Consider the following 25,113-nt stretch of genomic DNA (forward strand, 5'->3'; position numbering starts at 1 on the left):
GTCACACTCCTTCCGCGCGCAGCGTGCGCTGTTCAATGCGTTTTTCAAACTGGCCGACAATCAGCCTGTCGACGTAAATTCCCGGGGTGTGAATGGCCGAGGGGGGCAGCTCACCCGGCGGAACAATCTCTTCCACCTCCACCACCGTGATCCGGCCTGCCGTTGCCATCAGCGGATTGAAGTTTTGCGCGGTATGGCGATAGATAACGTTGCCGTACCAGTCTGCTTTCCAGCCCTTAATGAGCGCGAAATCACCGGTAATAGCCTCTTCAAGGATGTAGTGCTTCCCCGCAAACTGGCGCACGTCTTTACCGACAGCCACGGGCGTGCCGTAGCCGGTGGCCGTGTAAAATGCCGGAATGCCCGCGCCGCCCGCGCGCACCTTTTCCGCCAGCGTGCCCTGCGGCGTGAGTTCAATCTCCAGCTCGCCGCTCAGCACTTGCCGCTCGAACAGCGCGTTTTCGCCGACGTAAGAGGCCACCACTTTGCGCACCTGCCGCGTTTCGAGCAGTATCCCGAGACCGAAACCGTCCACGCCGCAGTTGTTTGACACCACGGTCAGATCTTTCACCTGACGGCGTCTGACCTCTGCAATAAGGTTCTCCGGAATGCCGCACAGACCGAAGCCGCCTGCCAGCAAGGTCATTCCGTCCGTCAGCCCATCCAGCGCCTGCGCATAGCTGCCGACGCGCTTATCCAGTCCTGCCATAGTCATCCCTCCCGTTAACCGTGGCGGTATCATTAGGGGCGGCGACTCATTTGTTAATTTTGAATTTGTGACCCACTCATTTGGTTTTCTTATTAATTTACTGTTAACTAATTCTTTTCAATTAGTTAACAGGATGAAAAATGAGAATGAGTGTCAAACAGTTACGCGCGTTTTTAGCGGTAGCTCACACTCTCAATTTCGCGCATGCCAGCGAACGCTTAAATCTCTCCCAGCCGGCACTGAGCCTGACGATTAAAAGTCTGGAAGACGCGCTCGGTGGCCCGCTGCTGCAGCGGAGCACGCGCAAGGTCGCGCTGACGCAGGAGGGAGAGACGTTTTTGCCGATGGCGCGTCAGCTGCTTGCCGACTGGGATAACGTCGAAGAGGCGATGCACCAGTGCTTTACCCTGCAGCGCGGTAAAATCTCGGTCGCCGCCATGCCGTCGTTTGCCGCGAATGTCCTGCCCGAGGTGCTGAAAGCGTTTCGCGATCGCCACGCCGGGATCAACGTCACCGTGCATGACGTCATCAACGAGCAGGTGATTGAGATGGTGCGTGAAGGGCGTGTTGAGATGGGGATCGCCTTCGAACCGGCCCCCACGCACAACCTGCTGTTTACGCCGCTGGGGCTCGACAGGTTTGTTGCCATTGTGCCTAAAGATTCCTCGCTGGCGGGCAAAAAGCGGCTGGCCTGGGAAGAGCTGCTGACGCTGGATTTCATTACCCTGCAGCGCCCTTCGGCGGTACGTCTGATGATGGAGGAGGAGCTGGCGCGAAGCGGCAGAAAGCTGGACGTGGCGCTGGAGAGTCATCAGCTGGTGACGGTAGGGCGCATGGTCGCCAGCGGGCTGGGTGGCAGCGCCGTACCGGCGCTCTGCGAGGCGCAGATGACGGCACTGGGCGCGGTCTGTATCCCGCTGGATAGCCCGCCTATTGAAAAGTGCATCGGAGCAATCCATCCAGGGCACACGCAGCTCTCTAAAGCGGCGCATGCCCTGCTGGAAACGCTGAAGGATTTTTACCAGCCCGCTCAGGGGGCGAGAAATACCTGCGGTACGGGGTGATCCGGGTGGCTGCCAACGCACACCTGCGCGCCGTACCAGCGCGCCAGCGTCCCGGCCTGCAGCACGTCCTCCGGCGCGCCGCGGGAAACCAGCCTGCCGTTGTGCATCAGCAGAATGCGATCTGCCCACAGCGCCGCCAGATTGAGATCGTGCAGCACCACGCAGACGTGGAGGTGACCCCGACGGGTCAGGGATTTCAGCAGGCGCAGCAGATGCTGCTGGTGGTAGAGATCCAGCGCGGAGGTGGGTTCATCAAGAAACAGCCAGCCGCGCGGTGCCCCGTCGCACCAGAGCTGGGCCAGCGCGCGGGCGAGCTGGATCCGCTGCTGCTCGCCGCCGGAGAGCGTCGAATAGTGTCTGCCCGCCAGCGGTAAACAGCCCGTAATCGCCATCACTTCCTCAACCACCGATGCTTCAGGGGCGCGAGTCCAGGGCGCGCGGCCCATACCGACTACCGCTTCTACCGGCCAGTCGAATCCAGGCTGTGTATTCTGGCGCATCACCGCCCGGTAGCGGGCGAGGGTATCCGGCGGCCAGTCCGCAAGCGGCGTGCCGGCCAGAGTGCAGCGTCCGCTTGCGGGCTTGAGGTAGCCGGTAAGCAGCCGCAATAATGTCGACTTCCCGGCACCGTTGGGGCCAATCAGTGCGACCAGCTCACCCTGAGAGAGAGTAAGCGACACATCGTCGATCAGCGTCCGCTGCCCGGCGTGAAAGAAAATGTTCTCCGCACAATAGCGTTCAGCCATGCGTACCTCCGCGACGAAAGATAAGCCACAGGAACCACGGCGCACCGAGAAGGCTGGTCAATAACCCGACGGGCATCTCCGCCGGGGAGACCAGGGTGCGCGCCAGCGTGTCGGCAACCAGCAGCAACAGCGCACCGGCCAGCACCGAGCCGGGAACGACGGCCCGGTGGTCGGCTCCCAGCCACATGCGCATCAGGTGCGGCACCACAAGGCCAATAAAGCCGATCACGCCGCTGACGGCCACCGCCGCGGCAACCAGCAGGGCGCTGCACAGCAGCAGGATCCTCTGCACAGTAGCAACATCCACCCCGAGATAGTGCGCCTCTTCATCGCCCAGCTGCAGCAAATTGAGCGGGCCGGCAAGCCGCCAGATAATCAGCACCGCGGGCACCATCAGCGACGTTACCGCCAGCAGGGTGGACCACTGCGCCTGCCCGAGGCTGCCCATTCCCCAGAGGGAAAGCTGGCGAAGCTGGGCATCGTTGCTGAGCCAGGAGAGTACCCCGACGGCCGCGCCGCACAGGGCGTTGATGGCGATCCCCACCAGCAGCAGGCGGGACAAGGAGCCGTGACGCTGCTGGCTGAGCAGGAAGATAAGGACGGTTGCGGCCAGCGCGCCGAGGAACGCCGCAAGCATCGGGGCATACAGCATCAGCAGGGCAGGTAAAGCGGCGGGAATAACCACCCACAGCGCCACCGCCAGCGCCGCGCCGCTGCTGATCCCCAGCAACCCCGGGTCCGCCAGCGGGTTGCGGAACAGCCCCTGCATCACACAGCCGGCCAGCGCCAGTGCTCCGCCAATCACCAGCGCCAGCAGCACGCGGGGCAGGCGAATGGTAAGCCAGATCTGACGCATGGCCTCATCGCTGCCGCTCCACAGCAGGCTGACCGGCAGGTGCAATGCCCCAAACCCCGTCGCCGTGAGCGTCATGATGCTCAGGATCGCGGCCAGCATCCACAACGACAATGCGATCCGCCGGGACATCAGGGCAGTTGCTCCGCTTTGGCGCGCAGCTTCTGGATGGCATCCGGCGTTCGCACGCTGAAGCCCAGCAGGGCCATATCATCAATCGCCAGCATCTGCCTGTTGCGTCCCGCTGGGGTTTGCGCCAGGCCGGGCAGCTTCCACAGGTTTTCCTCGCCGCCAAGCGCGTTCAAGCCGTCCTGCGAAATCACCACCAGGTCGGGCCGGCTGGCAATGACTCCTTCCTGCGACAGCGGCTGATAGCGGGTGAATCCCTGCATCGCGTTCTGCAGCCCGGCGGCCCGGATGGCGGCGTCAGCGCCGGTCTGCTGCCCGGCGGCCATCGCGGTCATTCCCCCGTGGTTGAGGATAAACAGCACCCGCTTGTTAAGGGGCGCTGCGGGCAGCGCCGCCAGCGCCTGGCGCAGCGTGTTGCGCAGGGCTTCCCCCTCGGCTTCACGGTGCGTGGCGTCGGCAATCACCCGAACCTTTTCGTCAATGACGCTCAGGTCGTTGCGGCCAGGAACGGTAACCACCCTGACGTGACTTTGTTCGACCTGCTTCAGCGCAAGAGACGGCTGCGCCTGGTCGCTGGCCAGCACCAGCGTGGGGCGCATGGACAAAATGCCTTCGGCGTTGAGCTGACGTAAATATCCCACGTCAGGCAGATCGTTTGCCGCCTGCGGCCACTGGCTGGTGCTGTCGCGTGCGACCAGAGAAGACTGCGCGCCAAGCGCATAGACAATCTCCGTCACGTCGCCGCCAAGGGCGACAATTTTCTCCTGCGCGGCGGCAAACGCTACCAGAGGCAGGGCGCACAGCAGGGCTAACCACGTTTTCATGCGGCCAGCCCTTTTGGCGTCAGGGTGTCAATCTGGCTGCGCCACTGGCTCTGCTCCGGCTCGCCTTCGGTACGCTGGCCATAAAGCTGCGCGATTTGCGTACCGTCAGCGGCAAACAGCTCCAGGCTGGTGACGTGGCCGTCTGCGGTTGGTTTGCGCGTCACCCAGCTCTCCGCGATGGTTTCTTCCAGCAGATGCAGCGTAAAGACGGGGTTAAAGATGTTCAGCCAGCCTTTCATCGGCACGACTTTCTGTACTGCACCGGTGAAGATCTGCACGCAGCCGCGGTTACCGACGAATACCATGATTTCGTTGCCGTCCTGACGTGCCGTTTCCAGCAGCCGTGCCAGCGCACTGTTCTCCACCTTACAGGCAAGGTCGTCGCCCACCAGGCGAAACGCCTGCTGACGGCTGAGATTGTGGCGTTTGAGCAGGCTGAAGAACTGATGCACGTCAGTCATGGCGCGCCACTCCTTATCCACGAGAGCGGCATCCGCGTTTTCGGCGTGAGCCGGGGCATCCGCAGCGCCCAGCTCAAGCGGCGGATTATCGGCAAAGATAAAGCGGGTCAGCACATCGCCCCAGGCAGCGAGGTCGGTGTTGTCCGTGGTATAGACCTTGAGCACCGCATCGCCCTGGCGATCGAAGAACTGAATGCTCTGCCGCTCGCCGCGTGGGGTGGCTTCGCTGAGGTGAAACGCGCTCGCCCATTGGTTGAGGAACAGGCGAAGATCCAGCGCGCGCGGGTTCAGCACCAGCCCGGCGTGGCCCTTCAGGTGCTGGTTGGTGAAGCTGCCAACCTGCTCGTGCACGGCATACTCGTTGCGGCAGATGCATTTGGTTTCACCCACGGCTTCCAGCGCGCCCAGGATATCGCGGATGTCGCCGCGCAGGCGCCAGGCGTCATGGCCCACGCGCGCGAAGGTCAGCTCCGCCTCGCTGATGTTCATTAACCCTGCGATGTCTCGCGCGTACTTACCCGGATGTTCTTCTTTTAGCTCAAGCCAGCGTGTGTAGTGATTCATTGTCTTATCCTTCTGAAGAGTGGCCCCGAAGGGGAATTACCACTGATAGCTTACGAAAATCTTGCCGTTACGCCCGTCCTGCGGAATGCCCTGAGGTGACCAGTACGCTTTGTCAAAGGCGTTGCCCAGCACCAGCGTGGTGGTGACGCCCTTGAGCTTCTCCTGGCCCTTATAGCTGACGTAAAAATCGTTGACCGCATAGCCCGGCTGCTTGCTGTAGCTGCTGCTGACGTGAGTTGAGCGATCGGCAAAAGTGCCGATCCAGCCGACGGAGAACCCGCTTTGCGCCACCGGAACGTCCAGCCTGCTGGTGACGGTGTCCGGGTTGATGCTGGAGATGTACTCCCCGGTATTGGTATCTTTCCCGCGCGTGCGGTTATAGGCCACGTCAAGGTTAAACAGATCGGCCGAATATTTTGCCATTACGTCCCAGCCCCAGATTTTGGCGTCTGGAACGTTGTACGACATGGTGGTCGCCGCGGCGAAGTTGACGGTGGTGGAGATGTAGTCTTTCGCTTTGGTATCGAAATAGCTGGCCTTGAACTCCAGCGCATCGTTGGAGAGCATCAGATCGTCAAAGCGCAGGCCAAAACCAAACTCCTGCGTTTCGTTGGTTTCCGGGCGCAGGTTCGGGTTAGGTACCCAGTAGTTGGTGTAGAACCGGCCGATGGAGAAGTGTTTAGCGTCGTTATACATTTCACCCATGGTCGGCGCGCGGAAGGCCTGCGCGTAAGAGCCGAACAGCATCAGCCAGTCGGTGGGGCTGACGGTTAACCCTGCCCGGGAAGACCACTTATCGGCATTGACGTCATCGTAGCCATCGCTGCTGCCGCGATAGTTGTCATAGCGCGTGCCGCCCAGAAGGGTAACGGGCAGATCGCGCAGGGTGATCTCATCCTGCAGCCAGCCTGAGCTAAAGTCGATTTTCGCCTCCGGGAAGCCGGTCGTGGCACCGCCCGGACGCTGCTCCTGGCGATAGTATTCTCCGCCGTAGGTCAGAAGGTGAGACGCAAAGGAGTCGCTGAACAGGCGGGTACGGTTTTCCACCTTGCCGCCTTTGGTGGTCTGCTTGCGGAACTCGCCGGTGCTGTCGATGTTCTGGGCGTTAATGCGCGCTTCAGACCAGTAAACCTTCGCATCGGCGTTCAGCCAGTCGTACCCTTCCGGCGCAATGCGGTAGCTAACCTGCGCATCTCGCTGGATGGTGGAGCGGTCGGTCATCGGGTTGCTGCTGTTGGCATCTGATGTTTGCGGGTTTTTCGGCTCCTGTGCGGCGTTGTTGTAGTAACGCAGGGCGCCACTCAACGTCTGAGCCGGGTCGATTTTCCAGCTGCCTTTCGCCAGCATGTTATTAATGGATTCGTCGTTAGGCGCCGTTGCACCGTCGCTCTGGCGGATATCGCCGCGGTCGCGGCTGGACCACGACACCAGGCCGTCCAGGGTATCGGTGCGGCCATAGGCGCTGGCCCCCAGGCCGAGGCTGTGGTCACCCGTTGCACCGGTACCAAACACGCGATAACCACTGTTTTTACCCGGCTCCAGCAGGTCTTTGGCGTCGACGGTGTCATAGGAAATCACGCCGCCCAGCGCGCCGCTGCCGTAGAGCAGGGCCGAGGGGCCGCGAACCACCTCGATACGTTTGATGAGCGCGGGATCGAGGAAGGTGCTGTTCAGGTGGCCGGTATCGGTTCCCTGGCGCACGCCGTCAACCAGTACCAGCACGCCGCGACGGTCGTAGCCGCGCAGGTTAACGTCCTGACCGTTGGTGCGGCCGGTGCCGTCAAGCGTCAGGCCGGGGACGTTGCGCAGCAGATCGGCGGCAGAGCTGGCGGTCTGTTTTTCCGGGGCGGTGGCGTCAATCACGCTCACCATCATCGGGGCTTCGAAGGCGCTACGGGCGTTGCCTGTGGCGGTGACGGTTATTTCATCTGCGGCAGCAAACGCGACGCCCGGCAGGGTGCTGACAATCGCCAGCGCCAGAAGGGACGGGCGTAAACGTGCGGTGTGCAGGTGTGGCATAGCAACTCTCCATAAAGTATCGAAAGCGCTGGCTGCCTGGGGATGACCTGGGTGGCTGGCGAAGGATTTAGTTTATTTTGTGAGGATCAATTTTCCGGCATTCGTCTGGCGCAGCAGGTAGTGCTGGCCGTCATGCTCGATAATCACCCGGCCCTCATCACCCAGCAGAGTTTTGCTGTCGATGCGGCGATCGCCAGGGGCCGGGGACGGTGCTGTGTGTGTTTTTGCTGGCGTTGCCGCGCTGTTATCCGTAGGTGACATCATGTTTATAAATAACAATCAATGTAACAATGATAATCATTATCAATAAACTGCAAATTCACGGCAAGCGTTTTTATGAAAATTGTGTGACGGGATCAAATTCAGGGGGCGAGGTGCGGCCTGATCCCCTCACCCTAACCCTCTCCCCAAAGGGGCGAGGGGATTGTTCGCTGCTCGCATTAATTTGTGGGGATTCCTCAACCAAAAGGAAGAGAATCGTAGGTCGGGTAAGCGTAGCGCCACCCGACAAGGTTTTAGAATCGCGTATCAACCGCAGCTGCAAGCTTCTCCAGCAGCAGTTCGCTGTCTTCCCAGCTCAGGCACGGATCGGTGATCGACTGGCCGTACACCATCTGCTGGCCGGCAACGATTTTCTGCGTGCCTTCCTTGATGAAGCTTTCGGCCATAATCCCGGCAACGGCGGTCGAGCCGCTGCGGATCTGCTGACAGATCTCATCGCAGACGTCCAGCTGGCGGCGATGCTGCTTCTGGCAGTTGCCGTGGCTGAAATCCACCACCAGGTGTTCCGGCAGGTCGAACTCGGCCAGCGTTTCACAGGCCGCCGCAATATCTTCTGCATGGTAATTGGGTTTCTTCCCGCCGCGCATAATGATATGCCCGTACGGGTTACCGCTGGTCTGGTAGATGGTCATATGACCGCTTTTGTCCGGCGACAGGAACATGTGGCTGGCACGCGAGGCGCGGATCGCATCTACCGCGATACGGGTGTTGCCGTCGGTCCCGTTTTTAAAGCCGACCGGACAGGAGAGGGCAGAGGCCATCTCGCGGTGGATCTGGCTTTCGGTGGTCCGCGCGCCAATCGCGCCCCAGCTGATCAGATCGGCGATAAACTGCCCGGTCACCATATCGAGAAATTCGGTGGCCGTCGGCACGCCCAGCTCGTTGACCTGCAACAGCAGCTTGCGCGCCAGTTCGATGCCGTGGTTCACGCGATAGCTGCCGTTAAGGTCAGGGTCCGAAATCAGCCCTTTCCAGCCCACCACGGTACGCGGTTTTTCAAAGTAGGTGCGCATCACAATCTCAAGGCGATGCTGGTATTTATCCCGCAGCCCCTGAAGGCGTTTTGCATAGTCCATTGCCGCATCCAAATCGTGGATGGAGCAGGGGCCAATCACCACCAGAAGACGCCTGTCTTCACCATTGAGGATTTTTTCAATGCGGCGGCGGGAGGCCGTCACATGTTCCGCGACCGTGGCGGAAACGGGGTGCCGCTCGGCCAGTTCAGCCGGGGTGACCAGGCTGTCTATGCGCGCCGTGCGGAGTTCATCGGTTTTATTCATGACTTGTCTCAGAAAATTTTTGCTTCATCGGCAGACTACCGGGAAGTGATGGGCATCACATTAAACCAATCCCTGCTGATTTCAAGTTCGGGGCGACACCGCCCCGCTGTTGAAATGGATGATACATGAATCCGAGCTAATGTACTAGCTTGTTAGTACATTCGGCGGTTAAGTCCCATGATGTCGAGAATTTTGGTGGCGATCTCTTCAACCGAATAGTTGGTGCTGTTCAGCCACGGGATCTGGTTTATGCGGTACAGCGCCTCTACTTCGGAAACCTCCATGCGGCACTGGCGCATCGAGGCGTAGCGGCTATTCTCGCGGCGCTCTTCGCGGATCGCCGCCAGGCGTTCCGGGTTAATCGTCAGGCCGAACAGCTTGTGCTGCAGCGGCTTAAGAGCAGCGGGCAGCACCAGGTTATCCATGTCATCAGCGATAAACGGGTAGTTTGCGGCGCGGATGCCGAACTGCATCGCCAGATAGAGGCTGGTTGGCGTTTTGCCGCAGCGCGACACCCCGAGCAAAATCACCTGGGCCTGGTCGAGATTGCGCAGCGAAATCCCGTCGTCGTGCGCCAGGGTGTAGTCGATGGCGGCGATACGCGCGTCGTATTTGGTCAGGTTGCCGGGGTTCAGCCCGTGGGTGCGGTGCGCGATAGGCGTCGGGTCAAGCTTCAGTTCGCTCTGGAGCGGAGCCACCAGCGCCTGCACGATATCCTGGCAGAAGCCCTCACTTTGCAGAATGATGTGGCGAATTTCGGGAATCACGATGGAGTAGAACACCAGCGGGCGCACGCCGGTCTGCTGGTAGATGGCATCGATCTGATCCTTCACCGCTTTGGCGCGACTCTCATTTTCCACAAAAGGCAGCGTGATGCTGTTGATCGAAACGGGGAATTGCGACATCACCGCGTGGCCCAGCACCTCGGCGGTGATCGCCGTACCATCAGAAATATAAAAAACGTGACGATCGACAGCATTATCCATTTTACCCACCCTGAATATCATACGTAATTGTCTGAAAGCATAAATTAAAAAAGGTAATTACACAGCAAAGAACTTATCCTAATTATAAATGAAACGCTGTTTTTGATTTTCCTGAAAAGCGGATTTCATTTTTCAAATAGCGACTTTATTTTTGGGGTTTCTGGCTGAATATAGAGGAATCATCGGGTTATTGGCTGGTGGGAAACTATCCGAAAAGTTGAAAATTTAAATTGCTTACACGATTCACCGTTTTTTTAGCGCAAATAATTATGCCAGTATAAATACGTAGTCAGGTGTTACTTACTCCGATCAAATATCACAAAAGGATTGTTTCGATGTCCAACAATGGCTCGTCACCGCTGGTGCTTTGGTATAACCAACTCGGCATGAATGATGTAGACAGAGTTGGGGGCAAAAATGCCTCCCTGGGTGAAATGATTACAAATCTGTCCGGTATGGGTGTCTCCGTACCAAACGGGTTTGCCACGACCGCCGACGCGTTTAACCTGTTTTTAGACCAGAGCGGTGTAAACCAGCGCATTTACGACCTGCTGGATAAAACGGATATTGATGACGTCACCGAGCTTGCAAAAGCCGGGGCGCAGATCCGCCAGTGGATCATCGACACACCTTTCCAGCCGGAACTGGAAAAAGCCATCCACGACGCCTACAACCAGCTCTCCGCTGACGATGCGCAGGCTTCCTTTGCCGTGCGTTCTTCCGCGACCGCAGAAGACATGCCGGACGCCTCGTTTGCCGGACAGCAGGAAACTTTCCTGAACGTTCAGGGCTACGATGCCGTGCTGGTGGCGGTGAAGCACGTGTTTGCCTCCCTGTTCAACGACCGTGCCATCTCCTATCGCGTGCACCAGGGCTACGACCATCGCGGCGTGGCGCTCTCCGCGGGCGTGCAGCGTATGGTGCGCTCCGACGTTGGCTCCTCCGGCGTGATGTTCTCCATTGATACCGAATCCGGCTTCGACCAGGTGGTGTTCATCACCTCCGCGTGGGGTCTGGGTGAGATGGTGGTGCAGGGCGCGGTTAACCCTGACGAGTTCTACGTCCACAAGCCTACGCTGGCCGCTGGCCGTCCGGCGGTGGTGCGCCGCACCATGGGCTCGAAAAAAATCCGCATGATCTATGCCCCGACCCAGGAGCACGGTAAGCAGGTTAAGATTGAAGATGTGCCGCAGGAGCAGCGCGACCGCTTCTCCCTGACCGACGCCGAAGTGCAGGAACTGGCGAAGCAGGCGGTGCAGATAGAAAAACACTACGGCCGTCCGATGGATATCGAATGGGCGAAAGACGGGAACACCGGCAAGCTCTTCATCGTGCAGGCGCGCCCGGAAACCGTCCGCTCACGCGGCCAGGTGATGGAGCGTTATACGCTGCACGCGCAGGGTAAAATCGTGGCGGAAGGCCGTGCCATCGGTCACCGCATCGGTGCCGGCCCGGTCAAAGTGATCCACGACATCAGCGAGATGAACCGCATTGAGCCAGGCGACGTGCTGGTGACCGATATGACCGACCCGGACTGGGAACCGATCATGAAGAAAGCCGCGGCCATCGTCACCAACCGCGGCGGTCGTACCTGTCACGCGGCGATCATTGCCCGCGAGCTGGGTATTCCTGCGGTTGTCGGCTGCGGTGATGCCACCGAGCGCATGAAGGACGGGCAGAACGTGACCGTCTCCTGTGCCGAAGGCGATACCGGCTACGTGTATGCCGATATTCTCGACTTCAGCGTGAAGAGCTCCAGCGTGGATACCATGCCGGACCTGCCGCTGAAGATCATGATGAATGTCGGCAACCCGGACCGTGCGTTTGACTTCGCCTGCCTGCCGAACGAAGGCGTTGGCCTGGCGCGTCTGGAGTTCATCATCAACCGTATGATCGGCGTTCACCCGCGCGCGCTGCTGGAGTTTGACGATCAGGATCCGAAGCTGCAGAACGAAATCCGCGAGATGATGAAAGGCTACGACTCGCCGAAAGAGTTCTACGTCGGCCGTCTGACCGAAGGGATCGCCACGCTGGGCGCAGCGTTCTACCCGAAACGCGTGATTGTGCGTCTGTCTGACTTCAAGTCAAACGAATACGCCAACCTGGTGGGCGGCGAGCGCTACGAGCCGGAAGAAGAGAACCCGATGCTGGGCTTCCGCGGCGCCGGACGCTATGTGTCCGACAGCTTCCGTGACTGCTTCGCGCTGGAGTGTGAGGCGGTGAAACGCGTGCGCAACGATATGGGGCTGACCAACGTCGAAATCATGATCCCGTTCGTGCGTACCGTGGATCAGGCGAAAGCGGTGGTGGACGAGCTGGCGCGTCAGGGGCTGAAGCGCGGCGAAAACGGGCTGAAGATCATCATGATGTGCGAGATCCCGTCCAACGCCCTGCTGGCCGAGCAGTTCCTGGAGCACTTCGATGGCTTCTCTATCGGCTCGAACGACATGACGCAGCTGACGCTGGGCCTGGACCGCGACTCCGGCGTGGTTTCCGAGCTGTTTGACGAGCGTAACGAGGCGGTGAAAGCGCTGCTCTCCATGTCCATCCGCGCGGCGAAGAAGCAGGGTAAATACGTCGGCATTTGTGGTCAGGGTCCATCTGACCATGAAGACTTTGCCGCCTGGCTGATGGAGGAGGGGATCGATAGCCTGTCCCTGAACCCGGACACCGTGGTGCAAACCTGGCTGAGCCTGGCGGAACTGAACAAGTAACGACATCACTATCGGAAAAAGGCGAGGATATTATTCCTCGCTTTTTTTATTTCACCGCTAATTTGCTCCCCATCACAAATAAACTAAAAAACCAAATATCATAATTTGTCTGTTAATTAAGACAATTGTTAGTGCGCAAAGCGTTGCTAATACTTGAGCCTTACTGCGCATTTCCCTTCGGAAGATGCGCAACTGGTTGAAATACGTTTTAACCTGATAAAAAGGCAAATAACAATGACACTTTCCTCTGTATTGCGTACCAAAGATAAAATAGGTTATGGCTTAGGCGATATGGCCAGCGCGCTGGTCTGGCAAACGGCCACGTTATTTCTTGCTTATTTCTATACCGACGTTTTCGGTTTACCCGCTGCCATTATGGGCACCATGTTTTTAGTGGTGCGCGTGGTCGATGCGTTTGTCGACCCGTGCATTGGCGCGCTGGTTGACCGCACGCAGACGCGTCACGGCCGTTTCCGTCCCTGGCTGTTGTGGTTTGCTATTCCCTTTGGCGTAAGCTGCCTTATCACCTTCTACGTACCGGACGTCGGGCCGACGGCAAAAATTGTTTATGCCTGTGCGACCTACGCGATTTTAAGCCTGATTTACTCCGCCATTAACGTGCCTTACTGCGCCATGCCGGGGGCGCTGACGCTGGATCCGCGCGAGCGCCACTCCCTGCAGTCCTGGCGTTTTGGCCTGTCGTTTATCGGCGGGCTGATCGTAACGGTTATCGCCTTGCCGCTGGTCTCATTGTTAGGACAGGGCAACGTGCAGAAAGGCTATTTCTACGCTATGAGCCTGATGGGGCTGCTGGGGATTGTGCTGTTTTTCTGCTGTTTCCTGATGACCCGCGAGCGTTATTCCCCACGCAATGATACCTCCGGCTCCATGCTAACCGATTTAAAACTGCTGGCCGGGAACAGCCAGTGGCGTATTGTCTTCCTGTTTAATATTTTGCTGTTAACGGCGGTGGTGACGCGCGGCTCTGCCACCATGTATTACGTCAACTATGTGCTGTTGCGCCCGGAGCTGGTTTTTGCCTTTATTGTTTCCGGCATGGTGGCCTCCTTAAGCGGCGCATTATTATCTGAACGGCTGCTGGGGAAATTTGACCGCGTCCGCGCCTATCAGTGGACGATTATTTCCTTCGTCATCTTCGGCGCGCTGATTTTCTTCCTGCCGCCTTCTCAGGTGTGGCTGATTTTTGGCCTCAACATTGTCTTTAGCTTTGTACAAAACCTCACCACGCCGCTGCAGTGGACCATGTTCTCAGATGTGGTCGACTACGAAGAGCACCGCAGCGGCCGCCGTCTGGACGGGCTGGTCTTCTCCACCGCGCTGTTTGCCATCAAGTTTGGGCTGGCGCTGGGCGGGGCGGTGGTCGGCTGGGTGCTCGGCATGGTGGATTACGCTCCGGGCCAGGCAGCCCAGGCGCCGCACGTGCTCTCCACCATCAACGCGCTGTTCACCCTTATTCCGTGCGCGCTGTTCCTTTGCATGGTGGCGCTGCTTTCCATCTACAAGCTCAACAGCCGGCTGGTGGATTCCATCGCCCGGGAACTGGCGAGCAAGCGTGAGGTAAGACCCGACGCGGGGCAGCTCAGCCCGGCAACCCCTTCCGCACTACAGGAGTAAAATATGACTGCTATCTATAAGGACGCGGGACGTCCCGTACACGAGCGCGTCGCCGATTTACTGGCGCGTATGACCCCGGAAGAGAAGTTCGCCCAGATGCATGCGTACTGGCTGATCCTCGATGAAAACGGTAACCACCGCGAGCGCAGCGATCTCAGCGATGAGTTCGCTGGCGTGAGCCAGCAGGCTGCACTCAGCGAACGGCTGAAGCTGGGCGTCGGGCAAATTACGCGCCCGCTGGGCACCCACATCGTTGATGCGAAAACCGGCGTGCGCGCCGCTAACCGCCTGCAGCACATGATGATGGAGGAGACGCGTCTTGGCATTCCGGCATTGTTCCATGAAGAGTGCCTGGTGGGGCTGCTGTGCAAAGACGCCACGCTGTTCCCGTCGTCGCTGAACTACGGTTCTACCTGGGACCCTGAACTGGTGCAGCGCGCGGCAGAGCAGATTGGTAAAGAGGCGCGTTCCGTCGGCTGCCAGCAGGGGCTGGCCCCGGTGCTGGACGTTTCCCGCGACGTGCGCTGGGGGCGAACCGAAGAGACCTTCGGGGAAGATCCCTGGCTGGTGGGGGTGATGGCCACCGCCTACGTGAAAGGCTTACAGGGCGATAAGCGCGATCTGCTGGCGACGCTCAAGCATTACGTGGGCCACTCGTTCAGCGAAGGGGCGCGTAACCACGCCCCGGTTCATCTCGGCTTCAGCGAGCTGAACGACACCTTCCTGCTGCCGTTTGAAATGGCGGTCAAGCTGGCAAACGCCGGTTCGGTCATGCCCGCCTACCACGATATCGATAACCAACCAGGGCACAGCGACAGCTTCCTGCTGACCACCGTCCTGCGTGAACAGTGGGGCTTCGACGGCATTATTGTCGCGGACTACGGCGGCGTCAGCCTGCTGCACCAGCATCACGGGATTTCCCACGACGCAGCGGAGTCCGCTGCGCTGGCCTTTAACGCCGGGCTGGACGTTGAGCTGCCGAAAGACGACTGCGCGAGCCATCTGGCAGATGCCGTTGAGCGTGGATTGATTTCCATGACGAAGGTGGATGAGATCGTAGCGCGTACGCTGACCGAAAAATTCCGCCTCGGCCTGTTTGAGAACCCGTATGCCGATGAAAACGGTATCGATCTGCAAAATGAGATGACCCGAGAGGTCGCGCGGGAGGTAGCGACCAAATCGATCACGCTTCTGGAAAACGACGGCATTCTGCCGCTGAACGGTAAGCCCCGCGTGGCGGTGGTGGGGCCGACGGCAGACGATCCGCTGGCGTTACTCAGCGGCTACAGCTTCCCGGTGCATTTGATCATCAGCGATATGGTTGAGGAAACCTCGCAGGTGACGACCCCGCGCGCGGCGCTGGAGCAGTACCTGGGGGCATCGAACGTGCGCTATGCAAAAGGGTGCCACATTATCGAAAAACGGATGGCGGGCGCGCCGGTCTTCCCCGGCGACAGCGGCGGCAAGCCGATGCAGCAGTCTCCCGTGTCGCAAAGCACGGCACTTATCCCCGAGGCGGTCAACGCCGCGCAGGAGAGTGACGTGGTGGTGGCCTGCGTGGGCGATCTCGCCGGACTGTTCCAGAGTGGCACGGTCGGGGAAGGATCTGATACCGATTCTCTGAATCTGCCCGGCGTGCAGCAACAGCTGCTGGACGCCCTGGTCGCCACCGGCAAACCGGTGATTGTCGTGATGACCGGCGGGCGCCCGTACAACCTTCAGGGGCTGGAGGACAAGGTTGCCGCGCTGATGATGGCCTGGGCGCCGGGGCAGGAAGGGGGCTGGGCGATTGCCGATGTGCTGACCGGTCGCGCGGAGCCGCAGGGGCGGCTGGTTGTCAGCGTGCCGAAAAGCGCCGGGGCGATGCCGTACTACTACAACCACAAGCTGAAAAGCGGCGGCACGCCGTTTGCGTTCCATTTCGGTGCGCGTTATCCGTTTGGTTTTGGCCTTGGCTGGACGCAGTTTAGCTGGGGCGCTGCCCGCGTCGCTGAAAGCCGCGTGCCGGTCGACGGTGAGGTGACGCTGAGTGTGGATATCACCAATACCGGCGAGCTCAGCGGGAGTGAAGTCGTGCAGGTCTACGTGCGGGACAGGGTCGCTACCCAGGTGCGCCCGCTTCAGGAGCTGAAGGCCTTCCAGCGCGTCACGCTCTCGCCGGGCGAAACCGCCACGCTCACCTTCACGCTGCCGGTTGAGATGTTCAACTTCACCCGTCGTGACGGGAAACGCATTGTTGAGCCTGGCGAGTTTGAACTGCAGATTGGCGCATCGTCGGCGGATATCCGCGAGGTCGTGACGGTCAACGTAACCGGAGAGACGCGGGTTCTGCCTGCTGAATGGCGAATGCTCAGTCGCTGTGACGTGAAGCGCGCGTAGTCAGGATAAAAAAAAGCCCATCGTGGGAGATGGGCAAAGACTACACACAGCAATTCGTTGTTTCACTCAGGGGATTTCCATGCTTATAAACCAAGGTGTTGATTTATAACCGTGAGCTAATAGTAGGCATTGTGTTATTTAGCGTCGATCAGATTCGTCTCAATAGTTAAAGAGACGTAAAGATTTCTTGAGGATAATAGCGGACTTACTGTTGAAATAGCGGGTCTGACCAGTGAGTGACGAATAAATAGTTTAGTAATGCTTAAGTGTTGATGAGGGTAATGTAGACCGGGTGCGCGTTAGCGCCACCCGGCCAAAAGGCTTACTGCGTGTTCTTCTCTTCCAGCTCTTCCAGCTCGCTCAGAATCACGTCCGGGTCGGTTCCCGGCGGCGGCACTTCATGAACCCAGGCGGAGAACAGACGCCAGGTGACGGCGAGCAGCACCGGGCCAATGAACAGACCGATCATCCCGAAGGCAATCAACCCGCCGATAACGCCGGAGAGGATCAGGATCAGCGGCAGGTCTGCGCCCATGCGGATGAGGATGGGGCGAATCACGTTATCCATGGTGCCGACCACGCAGCTCCAGACCAGCAGAACCGTTCCCCACGTGGTATCACCCGTCCAGTACAGCCAGATAATACTCGGAACCAGCACCAGCAGCGGCCCCAGTTGCGCAAGGCAGGTCATCAACATGACCACGGTAAAGACGGTGGCGTACGGTACGCCGGAAATCGCCAGGCCGATACCGCCCAGCACCGCCTGAACCAGCGCCGTCACCACGACGCCCAGGGCGACCGCGCGCACGGCCTGCGCGGCCAGCAGTACCGCGGCATCGCCCCGTTTTCCCGCCAGGCGGGTGGCAAAGTGACGAACGCCTAAAGCCACCTGCTCACCGCGCCAGTAAAGCAGGGCGCTGAAGACCAGCATCAGGGTACAGTGCATCATAAAGCGGCCGATATGCGCGGCCTGACCGACAAACCAGGTGGTGGTGGTGCCAATATACGGACGCACTTTCGCCATCAGCGCGCTGCCGCCCATCTCCAGCAGGCTATGCCAGCCGCTGTAGAGTTTAGCGCCCACGACCGGAATGCTGTTCAGCCAGGCAAGATCCGGCAGCGTCAGGTCGCCGCTGGTCACGGCGCGGATCACCGGGCCGCTGGAGTCGACAAGGCTGTTAACCAGCAGGGCAATCGGAATAATAAACAGCAGGAACAGCAGCAGCGTCATGACCAGCACGGCTAAGCCGCGGCGGCCAAACAGCAGCTTCTGCAGGCGTAATAAAAGAGGCCAGGTTGCGACGACAACGGTCGCGGCCCACGCAAAGCCGAGAATAAAGGGTTGAACAATCCACAGACACGCAATAATCATGAGGGCTAAGAACAGCACCGACAGCAGAATTTGCGCAACATCCCTGGGCTGACGAAGATTGACCATAAACGAAACATTTCCTTAAATGAACGCCAGCCGGGCTGGCGGGAACGTAAACCGCATCTCTCTAATCATTAGTGATATCAGCGATTTTTGACAGGCGAATTCTGCCTGTAATTCAGCAGAGATTATAAGAAAAAAATGTGATAAAACTTTTAAGATACACGCAAACGATTCCCACAACTCTAATTAGGGTCGACAGTAATGATCCCACAGATTTCTCAGGCACCTGGCGTCGTTCAGCTGGTGCTTAATTTTTTGCAGGCACTGGAGCAACAGGGTTTTACAGGTGATACCGCCACGAACTATGCCGACAGGCTGACGATGGCAACCGATAACAGTATCTACCAGCTTCTTCCCGATGCCGTCGTTTTCCCTCGATCTACGGCCGACGTGGCGCTTATCGCCCGGCTGGCAACGCAGGAGCGCTTTGCCTCTCTGGTCTTCACGCCGCGCGGCGGTGGCACCGGGACCAATGGTCAGGCGCTGAACCAGGGCATCATTATTGATATGTCGCGCTATATGAACCGCATCATTGAGATCAACCCTGAAGAGGGGTGGGTGCGGGTCGAAGCGGGCGTCATCAAAGATCAGCTTAATCAGTATCTCAAGCCTTACGGCTACTTTTTTGCCCCTGAACTCTCCACCAGCAACCGCGCGACGATTGGTGGAATGATCAATACCGATGCTTCCGGCCAGGGCTCGCTGGTCTACGGTAAAACCTCCGACCACGTGCTGGGTGTGCGTGCGGTGCTGCTGGGCGGCGACATCCTTGATACCCAGCCGATGCCGGTTGAACTGGCGGAAACGCTGGGCAAAGATAACACCGCCAGCGGGCGCATCTACCGCACCGTGCTGGAGCGCTGCCGCGACAACCGCCAGCTTATTCTCGACAAATTCCCCAAACTGAACCGCTTTTTAACGGGCTACGACCTGCGCCACGTGTTTAATGACGACCTGACGCAGTTTGATTTAACCCGCGTGCTGACCGGCTCCGAAGGGACGCTGGCGTTTATTACCGAGGCGCGGCTGGATATCACCCGCCTGCCGAAGGTGCGTCGTCTGGTGAACGTCAAATATGACTCCTTCGACTCCGCGCTGCGCAATGCGCCGTTTATGGTGAAAGCGCAGGCGCTGTCGGTGGAAACCGTCGACTCGAAGGTGCTCAATCTGGCCCGGGAAGATATCGTCTGGCACTCCGTTAGTGACCTCATTACCGACGTGCCGGATAAAGAGATGCTCGGTCTCAATATTGTGGAATTTGCCGGCGATGATGCGGAGCTGATTGAACGCCAGGTCACCACGCTCTGCCAGCGTCTGGATGAGCTGATTGCGCAGGGAGAAGGCGGTGTGATTGGCTGGCAGCTCTGTAACGATCTGGCCGGTATCGAGCGTATTTACGCCATGCGTAAAAAAGCCGTGGGCCTGCTCGGCAATGCGAAAGGGGCGGCGAAGCCCATTCCTTTTGCCGAAGATACCTGCGTGCCGCCTGAACATCTGGCGGATTATATCGTTGAGTTTCGCGCCCTGCTGGACAGCCACGGCCTGAGCTACGGCATGTTCGGCCACGTGGATGCCGGGGTGCTGCACGTGCGTCCGGCGCTGGACATGTGCGACCCGCAGCAGGAGATCCTGATGAAGCAGATCTCCGACGACGTGGTGGCCTTGACCGCCAAATACGGCGGTCTGCTGTGGGGAGAGCACGGGAAAGGGTTCCGCGCGGAATACAGCCCGGCCTTCTTCGGGGAGCAACTCTACGCGGAGCTGCGTAAGGTGAAAGCGGCATTTGACCCGGATAACCGCCTTAACCCGGGGAAAATCTGCCCGCCAGAAGGCGTGGACGCGCCAATGCTCCAGGTGGATGCCGTCAAGCGCGGCACCTACGACAGACAGATTCCGATTGCGGTGCGCTCGTCCTGGCGCGGCGCGATGGAGTGTAACGGCAACGGCCTGTGCTTTAACTTCGACGCGAAAAGCCCGATGTGCCCGTCAATGAAAATCACCAGCAACCGTATTCACTCGCCGAAAGGGCGGGCGACGCTGGTACGCGAGTGGCTGCGTCTGCTTGCGGATCGCGGCGTCGATCCCCTGAAGCTGGAGAAGGAGCTGCCGGAAAAACGGGCCAGCCTGCGCTCGCTGATTGAGCGCACCCGCAACAGCTGGCATGCCAACAAGGGCGAATATGATTTCTCCCATGAGGTGAAAGAGGCGATGTCCGGCTGCCTGGCCTGTAAAGCCTGCTCTACCCAGTGCCCGATTAAAATCGACGTGCCGGAATTCCGCTCGCGCTTCCTGCAGCTTTACCACACCCGCTACCTGCGCCCTGTGCGCGACCATCTGGTGGCGACGGTGGAAAGCTATGCGCCGCTGATGGCGCGCGCGCCGAAGACCTTCAACTTCTTTATCAACCAGCCGCTGGTGCGCAAGCTTTCCGAAAAACACATCGGCATGGTCGATCTGCCGCCGCTGTCGGTGCCGTCTCTGCAGCGCCAGCTCGTCGGCCATCGCTCGGCAAACATGACCCTGGAGCAGCTCGAAGCGCTTACCCCTGAGCAAAAAGCGAACGTGGTGCTGGTGGTCCAGGATCCGTTTACCAGTTACTACGACGCCCAGGTCGTGGCCGATTTCGTCCGTCTGGCGGAGAAAGTGGGTTACCAGCCGGTGGTGCTGCCGTTCTCGCCTAACGGCAAGGCGCAGCACATCAAGGGTTTCCTGAACCGATTTGCGAAGACAGCGCAGAAAACGTCTGACTTCCTGAATCGCGTGGCGCAACTCGGAATACCGATGGTCGGCGTCGATCCGGCGCTGGTGCTTTGCTATCGCGATGAATACAAACAGACGCTGGGTGAGAAGCGGGGCGATTTCCACGTGATGCTGGTGCACGAGTGGCTGCCGTCGGCCCTGGAAGAGAAGACCGTTCAGGAGGCTAGCGGTGAACCGTGGTATCTGTTCGGCCACTGTACCGAAGTGACGGCGCTGCCGGGGGCCCCGGCGCAGTGGGCCGCTATTTTTGCGCGTTTCGGCGCGAAGCTGGAGAGCGTCAGCGTGGGCTGCTGCGGGATGGCTGGCACCTACGGCCACGAAGTGAAAAATCACGCCAACTCGCTCGGCATCTATGAGTTGTCCTGGCATCAGGCGATGCAGCGTTTACCGCGCAACCGCTGTCTGGCGACGGGCTACTCCTGCCGCAGCCAGGTCAAGCGGGTAGAGGGTAACGGCGTACGCCACCCATTGCAGGCTTTACTGGAGATAATTGGATGATCTGGAAACGTGTCGTGACGCTGCAGGCGCTGAACGCCATGGGCGAGGGGAATATGGTGGGGCTGCTGGATATCCAGTTCACCCGCATCGGGGAAGACGATCTGGAGGCGACGATGCCTGTCGATAGCCGTACCCACCAGCCGTTTGGTCTGTTGCACGGCGGGGCCTCCGTCGTGCTGGCGGAAACCCTGGGCTCTGTCGCGGGGTATCTCTGCACCGAAGGCGAGCAGAAGGTGGTCGGGCTTGAGGTGAATGCCAACCATATTCGCTCTGTGCGTAGCGGACGCGTGCGCGGTATTTGCCGCGCGCTGCACGCCGGTAGCCGCCACCAGGTGTGGCAGATTGATATTCTCGATGAGCAGGATCGCCTGTGCTGCTCGTCGCGGCTGACGACGGTGGTCGTGTAAAGTTTTCAGATGAATTGGCTTTGGTCAAAAACTAGCCAGGATGTTGTGATATACTGGTCAGGATTTGTACATAAGCGAGGATATCATGGATACTGAAATAACCCCAACACAGCTGGCAATTGAATATTTACGTCGCGATAAGAGCAACCTGTCTCCGGCGCAGTACCTGAAAAAGCTGAAACAGCTTGAGCTGGAGTTCACGGACTTGCTGGCGCTCTCTTCGAATGAGCTGAAAGAAGAGATCTACTTTGCCTGGCGGTTGGGCGTTCACGTCCATTGAGCGAGTGTTGTTGAAAAGGCCGCGACTGCGGCCTTTTTTGTGCCCGGAATTCAGTATCGGGCAGGAAGCTTGTTGATCCTGATGAGTCGGCCTTCTTCGATTTCGATAAATCCGCCGGTTTTTAAATCCGCCAGAATACGCATTACGCCGCTGCGGGAGAGCTGGGTTTTCTCCCGAATATACCTTTCTGCCGTCACGCTGCTGCGATAGCTCTCATCTTCCTCCATCAGCTTTATCAGCTGCTGGCGAATCATCTCATACGCCGTCGGGGCGCCCTGCGGCATTACATTATTATAAAGACGGCTATACACAAACATGAGTTGCTTCGAGAGTAGTCCCCACAGCGCCTTATCTTTAATAATCTCATTCACCCGCGCGGTGGTGAGCGTGCCAATCAGGCACGGGCTAACCGTCTTGATATAATCATTAAAATAGATATCGGTGAGGTTAGCGAGGCCGAACACGGCGGGGCTGCGGGCCGTAGACAGCATCATGTCATCGCTTCTTCTGTAGATGGCGACCGTTCCCTCAAGAATTAAATAGCACATTCCCTGACCGTTGATCTGGAGGTCAAGCCGCTCGCCGCGAGCGGTGCGTCGCGTTGTGCAATCAGGCTGTAAGTGTGAAATAAGCTCTTGTGCGTAAGGTGAGCCGCGGTGAGACGTTTCTGGAAGGGACATGGTAGCCGGTAACCTTAAGAATAACCTGGCTAATTATAGCGTCTCTCGCTGGTACAGGCACGGTGGCAATCAATATTTGCGTGGCAGATGGTGAATTTCACGCAGCACACCGCGCTCCATAGTGATGTACTTGCCGGTCCGCAGCTCCGACAGAATACGCATAATTCCGCTACGTGAAAGATACGTCCGGCTTTTGATGTAGGCTGCCGCCGTCGTATTGTGCCGTATGGCGTCCGGCTCCTGCATCAGCTCAACAAGCTGGAACCGGATGATATCGTAGGCAGACATTTGCGATATTTGCGCGCAATGTTCGTATACCCGCGAGGCGGTATAAATAAGCAGCTTTGAAAAGTGCTCCCATAAATCATGCTGCGACACAATCTGGTTAAAGCTTTCCAGGGGCACGCGGGCGATTTCCGCGGTTTCCAGCGCCCTGACGTAAAGATGCTCAGAGGAGAATTGACTGCTCACGCCCAGAATAAAAGGCGCTGACTCAGAGTTTAATACAATACCGTCACCGCGGCGATGAAGCGCCACGCTGCCCTGGATAAGCAAAAAGCACTGCCGAACATCATCTTTATAATAATGAACCGTTTCACCCCGGGCGATGATCATTCTCTTCGCTGCCGGGACCACATGGTTAATCAGCGTGTCTATATGGAATAACGGTTTTAAATCCAGAGCGGATGACGGCTGATTATTCAGCGGGGTGGTTAAACGTGTATTCATAAGATACCTCACATCGACTGCTTGTGTGATCATTTTTTGATCTGCGAAGAGAATTATCTTAAAAATTAATAAGTCAGGGAACATTCTGCAGAGGTCTAAAAGTAGACTGGGGAGCTTTTTCTATCTAACTGTTTGAATGCTAGAGAGAATTTATTTAAGTCTATTAATAGACCTGAAGCAATACGTGATAAGAATTTTCAAAAAACGAATGTTTCTTTTTTGTTAAATCTGAGTCTACAGCTAGACCATATAACCGTTGTCCTGGTGAAAAGAATTATATAAATTTTAACCAGGCAGTAAGAAAATACTTAAGCCGTTTATTGGAGAATAAAAACCTTCAGGGTTTTTATCGGCTTTCTACTGCATGAATCTCAGTAATAAATAAAGTGATACAGGGTAGAGCATTATGAAAAAGCAATTAATGATGGCAATGTTTGCAGCCAGTTCTGTACTGACCATGACAAATGCATTCGCAGCGGCAGGTACCGTTAATTTTAACGGTAATATTCTTGATTCTGCCTGCGATGTAGATGTGGCTTCGCAGAACCAGGTGGTGGTGCTGGGCGATTATAATAAAACGGAATTCCCGGTTACGGGTTCCAGAACGGCTGCAACACGATTTGATATTGTACTGAAAAACTGTCCGGTTACGGTTACCAGCGCAAAAGTCCGTTTCGACGGCACGCCGGATCCAACCAATGCCAACCTTCTGGCAATTGATTCGTCGGTGGCAGGGGCGGCAACAGGGGTGGCGATTAACCTGATGTCAGCGGATAAGGCCGATCTGCCGTTACACAGCAGCAATAATTATTCCTATGTACTCAGCAGTACAACGGATAATACGCTAAATTTTTACGCGCAGTATATTTCCACTGAAGCAACGGTAACCGCCGGTCCTGCAAATTCCGTGGCTAATTTCTCCGTTGTCTATAACTGATTTTTCTTGACGGAAACCATTGGGGGGCCGTCTGTTGGCCCCTTTGTTATTGAGGTATAAAATGTATTTTCTGAGTAAAACTTTACTTGCCTGCGTGTTTCTTTCAGCCGGTATTTCTCAAGCCACTGCGGGTGTGGTCATTGGCGGGACGCGCGTTATTTATGATGGCAATAAAAAAGAGTCTTCTATTAGCGTCACGAACCCCGACACGGCACCGTATTTAATTCAGTCGTGGGTAGAGTCGCAAAACGGAAGTGCTGAGAAAACACCTTTTATTATCACGCCACCACTCTACCGCCTGGATAAAGGCCAGCAGAACGTGGAACGTATTGTATTAGCAGGTTCGGTTGCCCAGGATAAAGAGTCGCTCTACTGGCTAAATATTAAGTCTATTCCTGCGGCATCGCGAAAAGAAAATACGCTGCAAATTGCGGTAAAAACCCGCATTAAATTGATCTATCGTCCAGCAGCCCTGAAAGGGGTCATTCCTGAAGAGCTGGCAGATAAATTAACCTGGCAGCGTAGCGGGAATCAGATTCAGGTCACTAACCCAACTAACGTGGTAATGAATTTCAATGAAATCCGCGTGAATGGTAAAAAACTCGAGGACGTAACTTATGTACTTCCCGGGGCTAGCGCACGGTTTGATTTGCCGAAAGGTATTACCGGCGGTTCGGTAACGTTCAGGTTAATTAATGATTACGGTGGTACCGGAAATGTGCATAACGCCACCCTGTAATTC

Annotated in this window: 21 protein-coding genes and 1 other RNA gene; 9 read left to right on the forward strand and 13 right to left on the reverse strand. The window is 57.7% G+C overall.

The features are described from left to right. Position 1 precedes the first annotated feature (1 nt). A complete protein-coding gene (locus tag AB8818_RS00565) occupies positions 2–709 on the reverse strand; it encodes a CoA transferase subunit A (RefSeq protein ID WP_116340487.1) in 708 nt (235 codons plus the stop codon). Between the two features lie 140 nt (positions 710–849). Between AB8818_RS00565 and AB8818_RS00570 the strand changes: the two genes are divergently transcribed. Beyond that, complete coding sequence (locus AB8818_RS00570) at positions 850–1,773, forward strand: LysR family transcriptional regulator (protein WP_163328953.1); 924 nt, start codon at positions 850–852, stop codon at positions 1,771–1,773. Here AB8818_RS00570 and AB8818_RS00575 read toward each other — a convergent pair. From AB8818_RS00575 to AB8818_RS00610, 8 genes are all read right to left on the reverse strand, one after another. Then, complete coding sequence (locus tag AB8818_RS00575; protein ID WP_163328955.1) at positions 1,740–2,519, reverse strand: heme ABC transporter ATP-binding protein; 780 nt, start codon at positions 2,517–2,519, stop codon at positions 1,740–1,742. The two genes, AB8818_RS00570 and AB8818_RS00575, sit on opposite strands and share 34 nt — an antisense overlap. Further along, complete coding sequence (locus AB8818_RS00580; RefSeq protein WP_116340485.1) at positions 2,512–3,504, reverse strand: iron ABC transporter permease; 993 nt, start codon at positions 3,502–3,504, stop codon at positions 2,512–2,514. Before AB8818_RS00580 ends, AB8818_RS00575 begins: the two co-directional genes overlap by 8 nt. Further along, positions 3,504–4,325, reverse strand: coding sequence for a hemin ABC transporter substrate-binding protein (locus tag AB8818_RS00585; protein WP_192981604.1), 822 nt, complete (start codon positions 4,323–4,325; stop codon positions 3,504–3,506). Before AB8818_RS00585 ends, AB8818_RS00580 begins: the two co-directional genes overlap by 1 nt. Beyond that, complete coding sequence (gene chuS / locus AB8818_RS00590) at positions 4,322–5,350, reverse strand: hematinate-forming heme oxygenase ChuS (protein WP_192981601.1); 1,029 nt, start codon at positions 5,348–5,350, stop codon at positions 4,322–4,324. The genes AB8818_RS00585 and chuS overlap by 4 nt, the downstream gene beginning before the upstream one ends. A gap of 36 nt (positions 5,351–5,386) precedes the next feature. Beyond that, positions 5,387–7,369 (reverse strand): TonB-dependent hemoglobin/transferrin/lactoferrin family receptor, encoded by a 1,983-nt coding sequence (locus tag AB8818_RS00595; protein ID WP_192981599.1) that lies wholly within the window; start codon positions 7,367–7,369, stop codon positions 5,387–5,389. A gap of 72 nt (positions 7,370–7,441) precedes the next feature. Continuing rightward, positions 7,442–7,630 (reverse strand): hemin uptake protein HemP, encoded by a 189-nt coding sequence (hemP, locus tag AB8818_RS00600; RefSeq protein WP_166712687.1) that lies wholly within the window; start codon positions 7,628–7,630, stop codon positions 7,442–7,444. A 254-nt stretch (positions 7,631–7,884) separates the two neighbouring features. After that, positions 7,885–8,931, reverse strand: a complete 1,047-nt coding sequence (gene aroH, locus AB8818_RS00605; RefSeq protein WP_192981596.1) for a 3-deoxy-7-phosphoheptulonate synthase AroH — start codon at positions 8,929–8,931, stop codon at positions 7,885–7,887. Positions 8,932–9,083: 152 nt separating this feature from the next. Further along, positions 9,084–9,917, reverse strand: coding sequence for a pyruvate, water dikinase regulatory protein (locus AB8818_RS00610; protein ID WP_192981594.1), 834 nt, complete (start codon positions 9,915–9,917; stop codon positions 9,084–9,086). Between the two features lie 335 nt (positions 9,918–10,252). Here AB8818_RS00610 and ppsA point away from each other — a divergent pair, with 335 nt between their 5' ends. The 3 genes from ppsA to AB8818_RS00625 all read left to right on the forward strand — a co-directional run bounded on the left by ppsA (position 10,253) and on the right by AB8818_RS00625 (position 16,645). After that, complete coding sequence (gene ppsA, locus AB8818_RS00615; protein ID WP_023311316.1) at positions 10,253–12,631, forward strand: phosphoenolpyruvate synthase; 2,379 nt, start codon at positions 10,253–10,255, stop codon at positions 12,629–12,631. A 234-nt stretch (positions 12,632–12,865) separates the two neighbouring features. Continuing rightward, a complete protein-coding gene (locus AB8818_RS00620; RefSeq protein ID WP_116340475.1) occupies positions 12,866–14,266 on the forward strand; it encodes an MFS transporter in 1,401 nt (466 codons plus the stop codon). A 3-nt stretch (positions 14,267–14,269) separates the two neighbouring features. Next, positions 14,270–16,645 (forward strand): glycoside hydrolase family 3 N-terminal domain-containing protein, encoded by a 2,376-nt coding sequence (locus tag AB8818_RS00625; protein ID WP_192981591.1) that lies wholly within the window; start codon positions 14,270–14,272, stop codon positions 16,643–16,645. Between the two features lie 5 nt (positions 16,646–16,650). Here the strand turns inward: AB8818_RS00625 and rprA are convergent. Beyond that, an RNA gene (rprA, locus tag AB8818_RS00630) (antisense sRNA RprA) lies at positions 16,651–16,758 on the reverse strand. Between the two features lie 209 nt (positions 16,759–16,967). Then, a complete protein-coding gene (ydiK, locus tag AB8818_RS00635; protein WP_116340471.1) occupies positions 16,968–18,083 on the reverse strand; it encodes an AI-2E family transporter YdiK in 1,116 nt (371 codons plus the stop codon). Positions 18,084–18,281: 198 nt separating this feature from the next. Here ydiK and AB8818_RS00640 point away from each other — a divergent pair, with 198 nt between their 5' ends. The 3 genes from AB8818_RS00640 to AB8818_RS00650 all read left to right on the forward strand — a co-directional run bounded on the left by AB8818_RS00640 (position 18,282) and on the right by AB8818_RS00650 (position 22,025). Then, entirely contained in the window at positions 18,282–21,338 is a 3,057-nt protein-coding gene (locus tag AB8818_RS00640; protein ID WP_371199727.1) for an FAD-binding and (Fe-S)-binding domain-containing protein, read from the forward strand. Continuing rightward, on the forward strand, positions 21,335–21,745 hold the full coding sequence (gene menI / locus AB8818_RS00645; RefSeq protein ID WP_371199728.1) for a 1,4-dihydroxy-2-naphthoyl-CoA hydrolase: 411 nt from the start codon (positions 21,335–21,337) through the stop codon (positions 21,743–21,745). Before AB8818_RS00640 ends, menI begins: the two co-directional genes overlap by 4 nt. 85 nt (positions 21,746–21,830) lie before the next feature. Further along, positions 21,831–22,025, forward strand: a complete 195-nt coding sequence (locus tag AB8818_RS00650) for a YdiH family protein (RefSeq protein ID WP_003857766.1) — start codon at positions 21,831–21,833, stop codon at positions 22,023–22,025. A gap of 50 nt (positions 22,026–22,075) precedes the next feature. On the opposite strand, the gene AB8818_RS00655 is transcribed toward AB8818_RS00650, so the two are convergent. Further along, positions 22,076–22,705 (reverse strand): helix-turn-helix domain-containing protein, encoded by a 630-nt coding sequence (locus AB8818_RS00655; RefSeq protein WP_371199729.1) that lies wholly within the window; start codon positions 22,703–22,705, stop codon positions 22,076–22,078. A gap of 69 nt (positions 22,706–22,774) precedes the next feature. Then, the gene (locus AB8818_RS00660; RefSeq protein ID WP_116340465.1) at positions 22,775–23,434 is read right to left on the reverse strand and encodes a helix-turn-helix domain-containing protein; all 660 of its coding nucleotides are present in this window, start codon (positions 23,432–23,434) and stop codon (positions 22,775–22,777) included. 406 nt (positions 23,435–23,840) lie between these two features. Between AB8818_RS00660 and AB8818_RS00665 the strand changes: the two genes are divergently transcribed. Next, positions 23,841–24,371 carry a fimbrial protein gene (locus AB8818_RS00665; protein ID WP_163328973.1) on the forward strand — a complete coding sequence of 177 codons (531 nt, stop codon included), beginning with the start codon at positions 23,841–23,843 and terminating at the stop codon, positions 24,369–24,371. Positions 24,372–24,432: 61 nt separating this feature from the next. Next, positions 24,433–25,110: a molecular chaperone gene (locus AB8818_RS00670; RefSeq protein ID WP_166710854.1), complete on the forward strand. Its 678-nt coding sequence runs from the start codon at positions 24,433–24,435 to the stop codon at positions 25,108–25,110. Positions 25,111–25,113 lie beyond the last annotated feature (3 nt).

It is taken from the genome of Enterobacter sp. KB-280D8 (assembly GCF_041399405.1).
Taxonomy (GTDB): domain Bacteria; phylum Pseudomonadota; class Gammaproteobacteria; order Enterobacterales; family Enterobacteriaceae; genus Enterobacter; species Enterobacter cloacae_N.

Bases quoted from the DNA above. Each gene is read 5' to 3' on its own strand.
- AB8818_RS00610 (WP_192981594.1), bottom strand. From the start codon at position 9,917: ATGGATAATGCTGTCGATCGTCACGTTTTTTATATTTCTGATGGTACG.
- AB8818_RS00575 (WP_163328955.1), bottom strand. From the start codon at position 2,519: ATGGCTGAACGCTATTGTGCGGAGAACATTTTCTTTCACGCCGGGCAG.
- AB8818_RS00670 (WP_166710854.1), top strand. From the start codon at position 24,433: ATGTATTTTCTGAGTAAAACTTTACTTGCCTGCGTGTTTCTTTCAGCC.
- AB8818_RS00620 (WP_116340475.1), top strand. From the start codon at position 12,866: ATGACACTTTCCTCTGTATTGCGTACCAAAGATAAAATAGGTTATGGC.
- ppsA (WP_023311316.1), top strand. From the start codon at position 10,253: ATGTCCAACAATGGCTCGTCACCGCTGGTGCTTTGGTATAACCAACTC.
- ydiK (WP_116340471.1), bottom strand. From the start codon at position 18,083: ATGGTCAATCTTCGTCAGCCCAGGGATGTTGCGCAAATTCTGCTGTCG.
- AB8818_RS00650 (WP_003857766.1), top strand. From the start codon at position 21,831: ATGGATACTGAAATAACCCCAACACAGCTGGCAATTGAATATTTACGT.
- AB8818_RS00640 (WP_371199727.1), top strand. From the start codon at position 18,282: ATGATCCCACAGATTTCTCAGGCACCTGGCGTCGTTCAGCTGGTGCTT.
- AB8818_RS00655 (WP_371199729.1), bottom strand. From the start codon at position 22,705: ATGTCCCTTCCAGAAACGTCTCACCGCGGCTCACCTTACGCACAAGAG.
- AB8818_RS00595 (WP_192981599.1), bottom strand. From the start codon at position 7,369: ATGCCACACCTGCACACCGCACGTTTACGCCCGTCCCTTCTGGCGCTG.
- AB8818_RS00665 (WP_163328973.1), top strand. From the start codon at position 23,841: ATGAAAAAGCAATTAATGATGGCAATGTTTGCAGCCAGTTCTGTACTG.
- menI (WP_371199728.1), top strand. From the start codon at position 21,335: ATGATCTGGAAACGTGTCGTGACGCTGCAGGCGCTGAACGCCATGGGC.
- hemP (WP_166712687.1), bottom strand. From the start codon at position 7,630: ATGTCACCTACGGATAACAGCGCGGCAACGCCAGCAAAAACACACACA.
- AB8818_RS00585 (WP_192981604.1), bottom strand. From the start codon at position 4,325: ATGAAAACGTGGTTAGCCCTGCTGTGCGCCCTGCCTCTGGTAGCGTTT.
- AB8818_RS00570 (WP_163328953.1), top strand. From the start codon at position 850: ATGAGAATGAGTGTCAAACAGTTACGCGCGTTTTTAGCGGTAGCTCAC.
- AB8818_RS00625 (WP_192981591.1), top strand. From the start codon at position 14,270: ATGACTGCTATCTATAAGGACGCGGGACGTCCCGTACACGAGCGCGTC.
- chuS (WP_192981601.1), bottom strand. From the start codon at position 5,350: ATGAATCACTACACACGCTGGCTTGAGCTAAAAGAAGAACATCCGGGT.
- AB8818_RS00565 (WP_116340487.1), bottom strand. From the start codon at position 709: ATGGCAGGACTGGATAAGCGCGTCGGCAGCTATGCGCAGGCGCTGGAT.
- AB8818_RS00580 (WP_116340485.1), bottom strand. From the start codon at position 3,504: ATGTCCCGGCGGATCGCATTGTCGTTGTGGATGCTGGCCGCGATCCTG.
- aroH (WP_192981596.1), bottom strand. From the start codon at position 8,931: ATGAATAAAACCGATGAACTCCGCACGGCGCGCATAGACAGCCTGGTC.
- AB8818_RS00660 (WP_116340465.1), bottom strand. From the start codon at position 23,434: ATGAATACACGTTTAACCACCCCGCTGAATAATCAGCCGTCATCCGCT.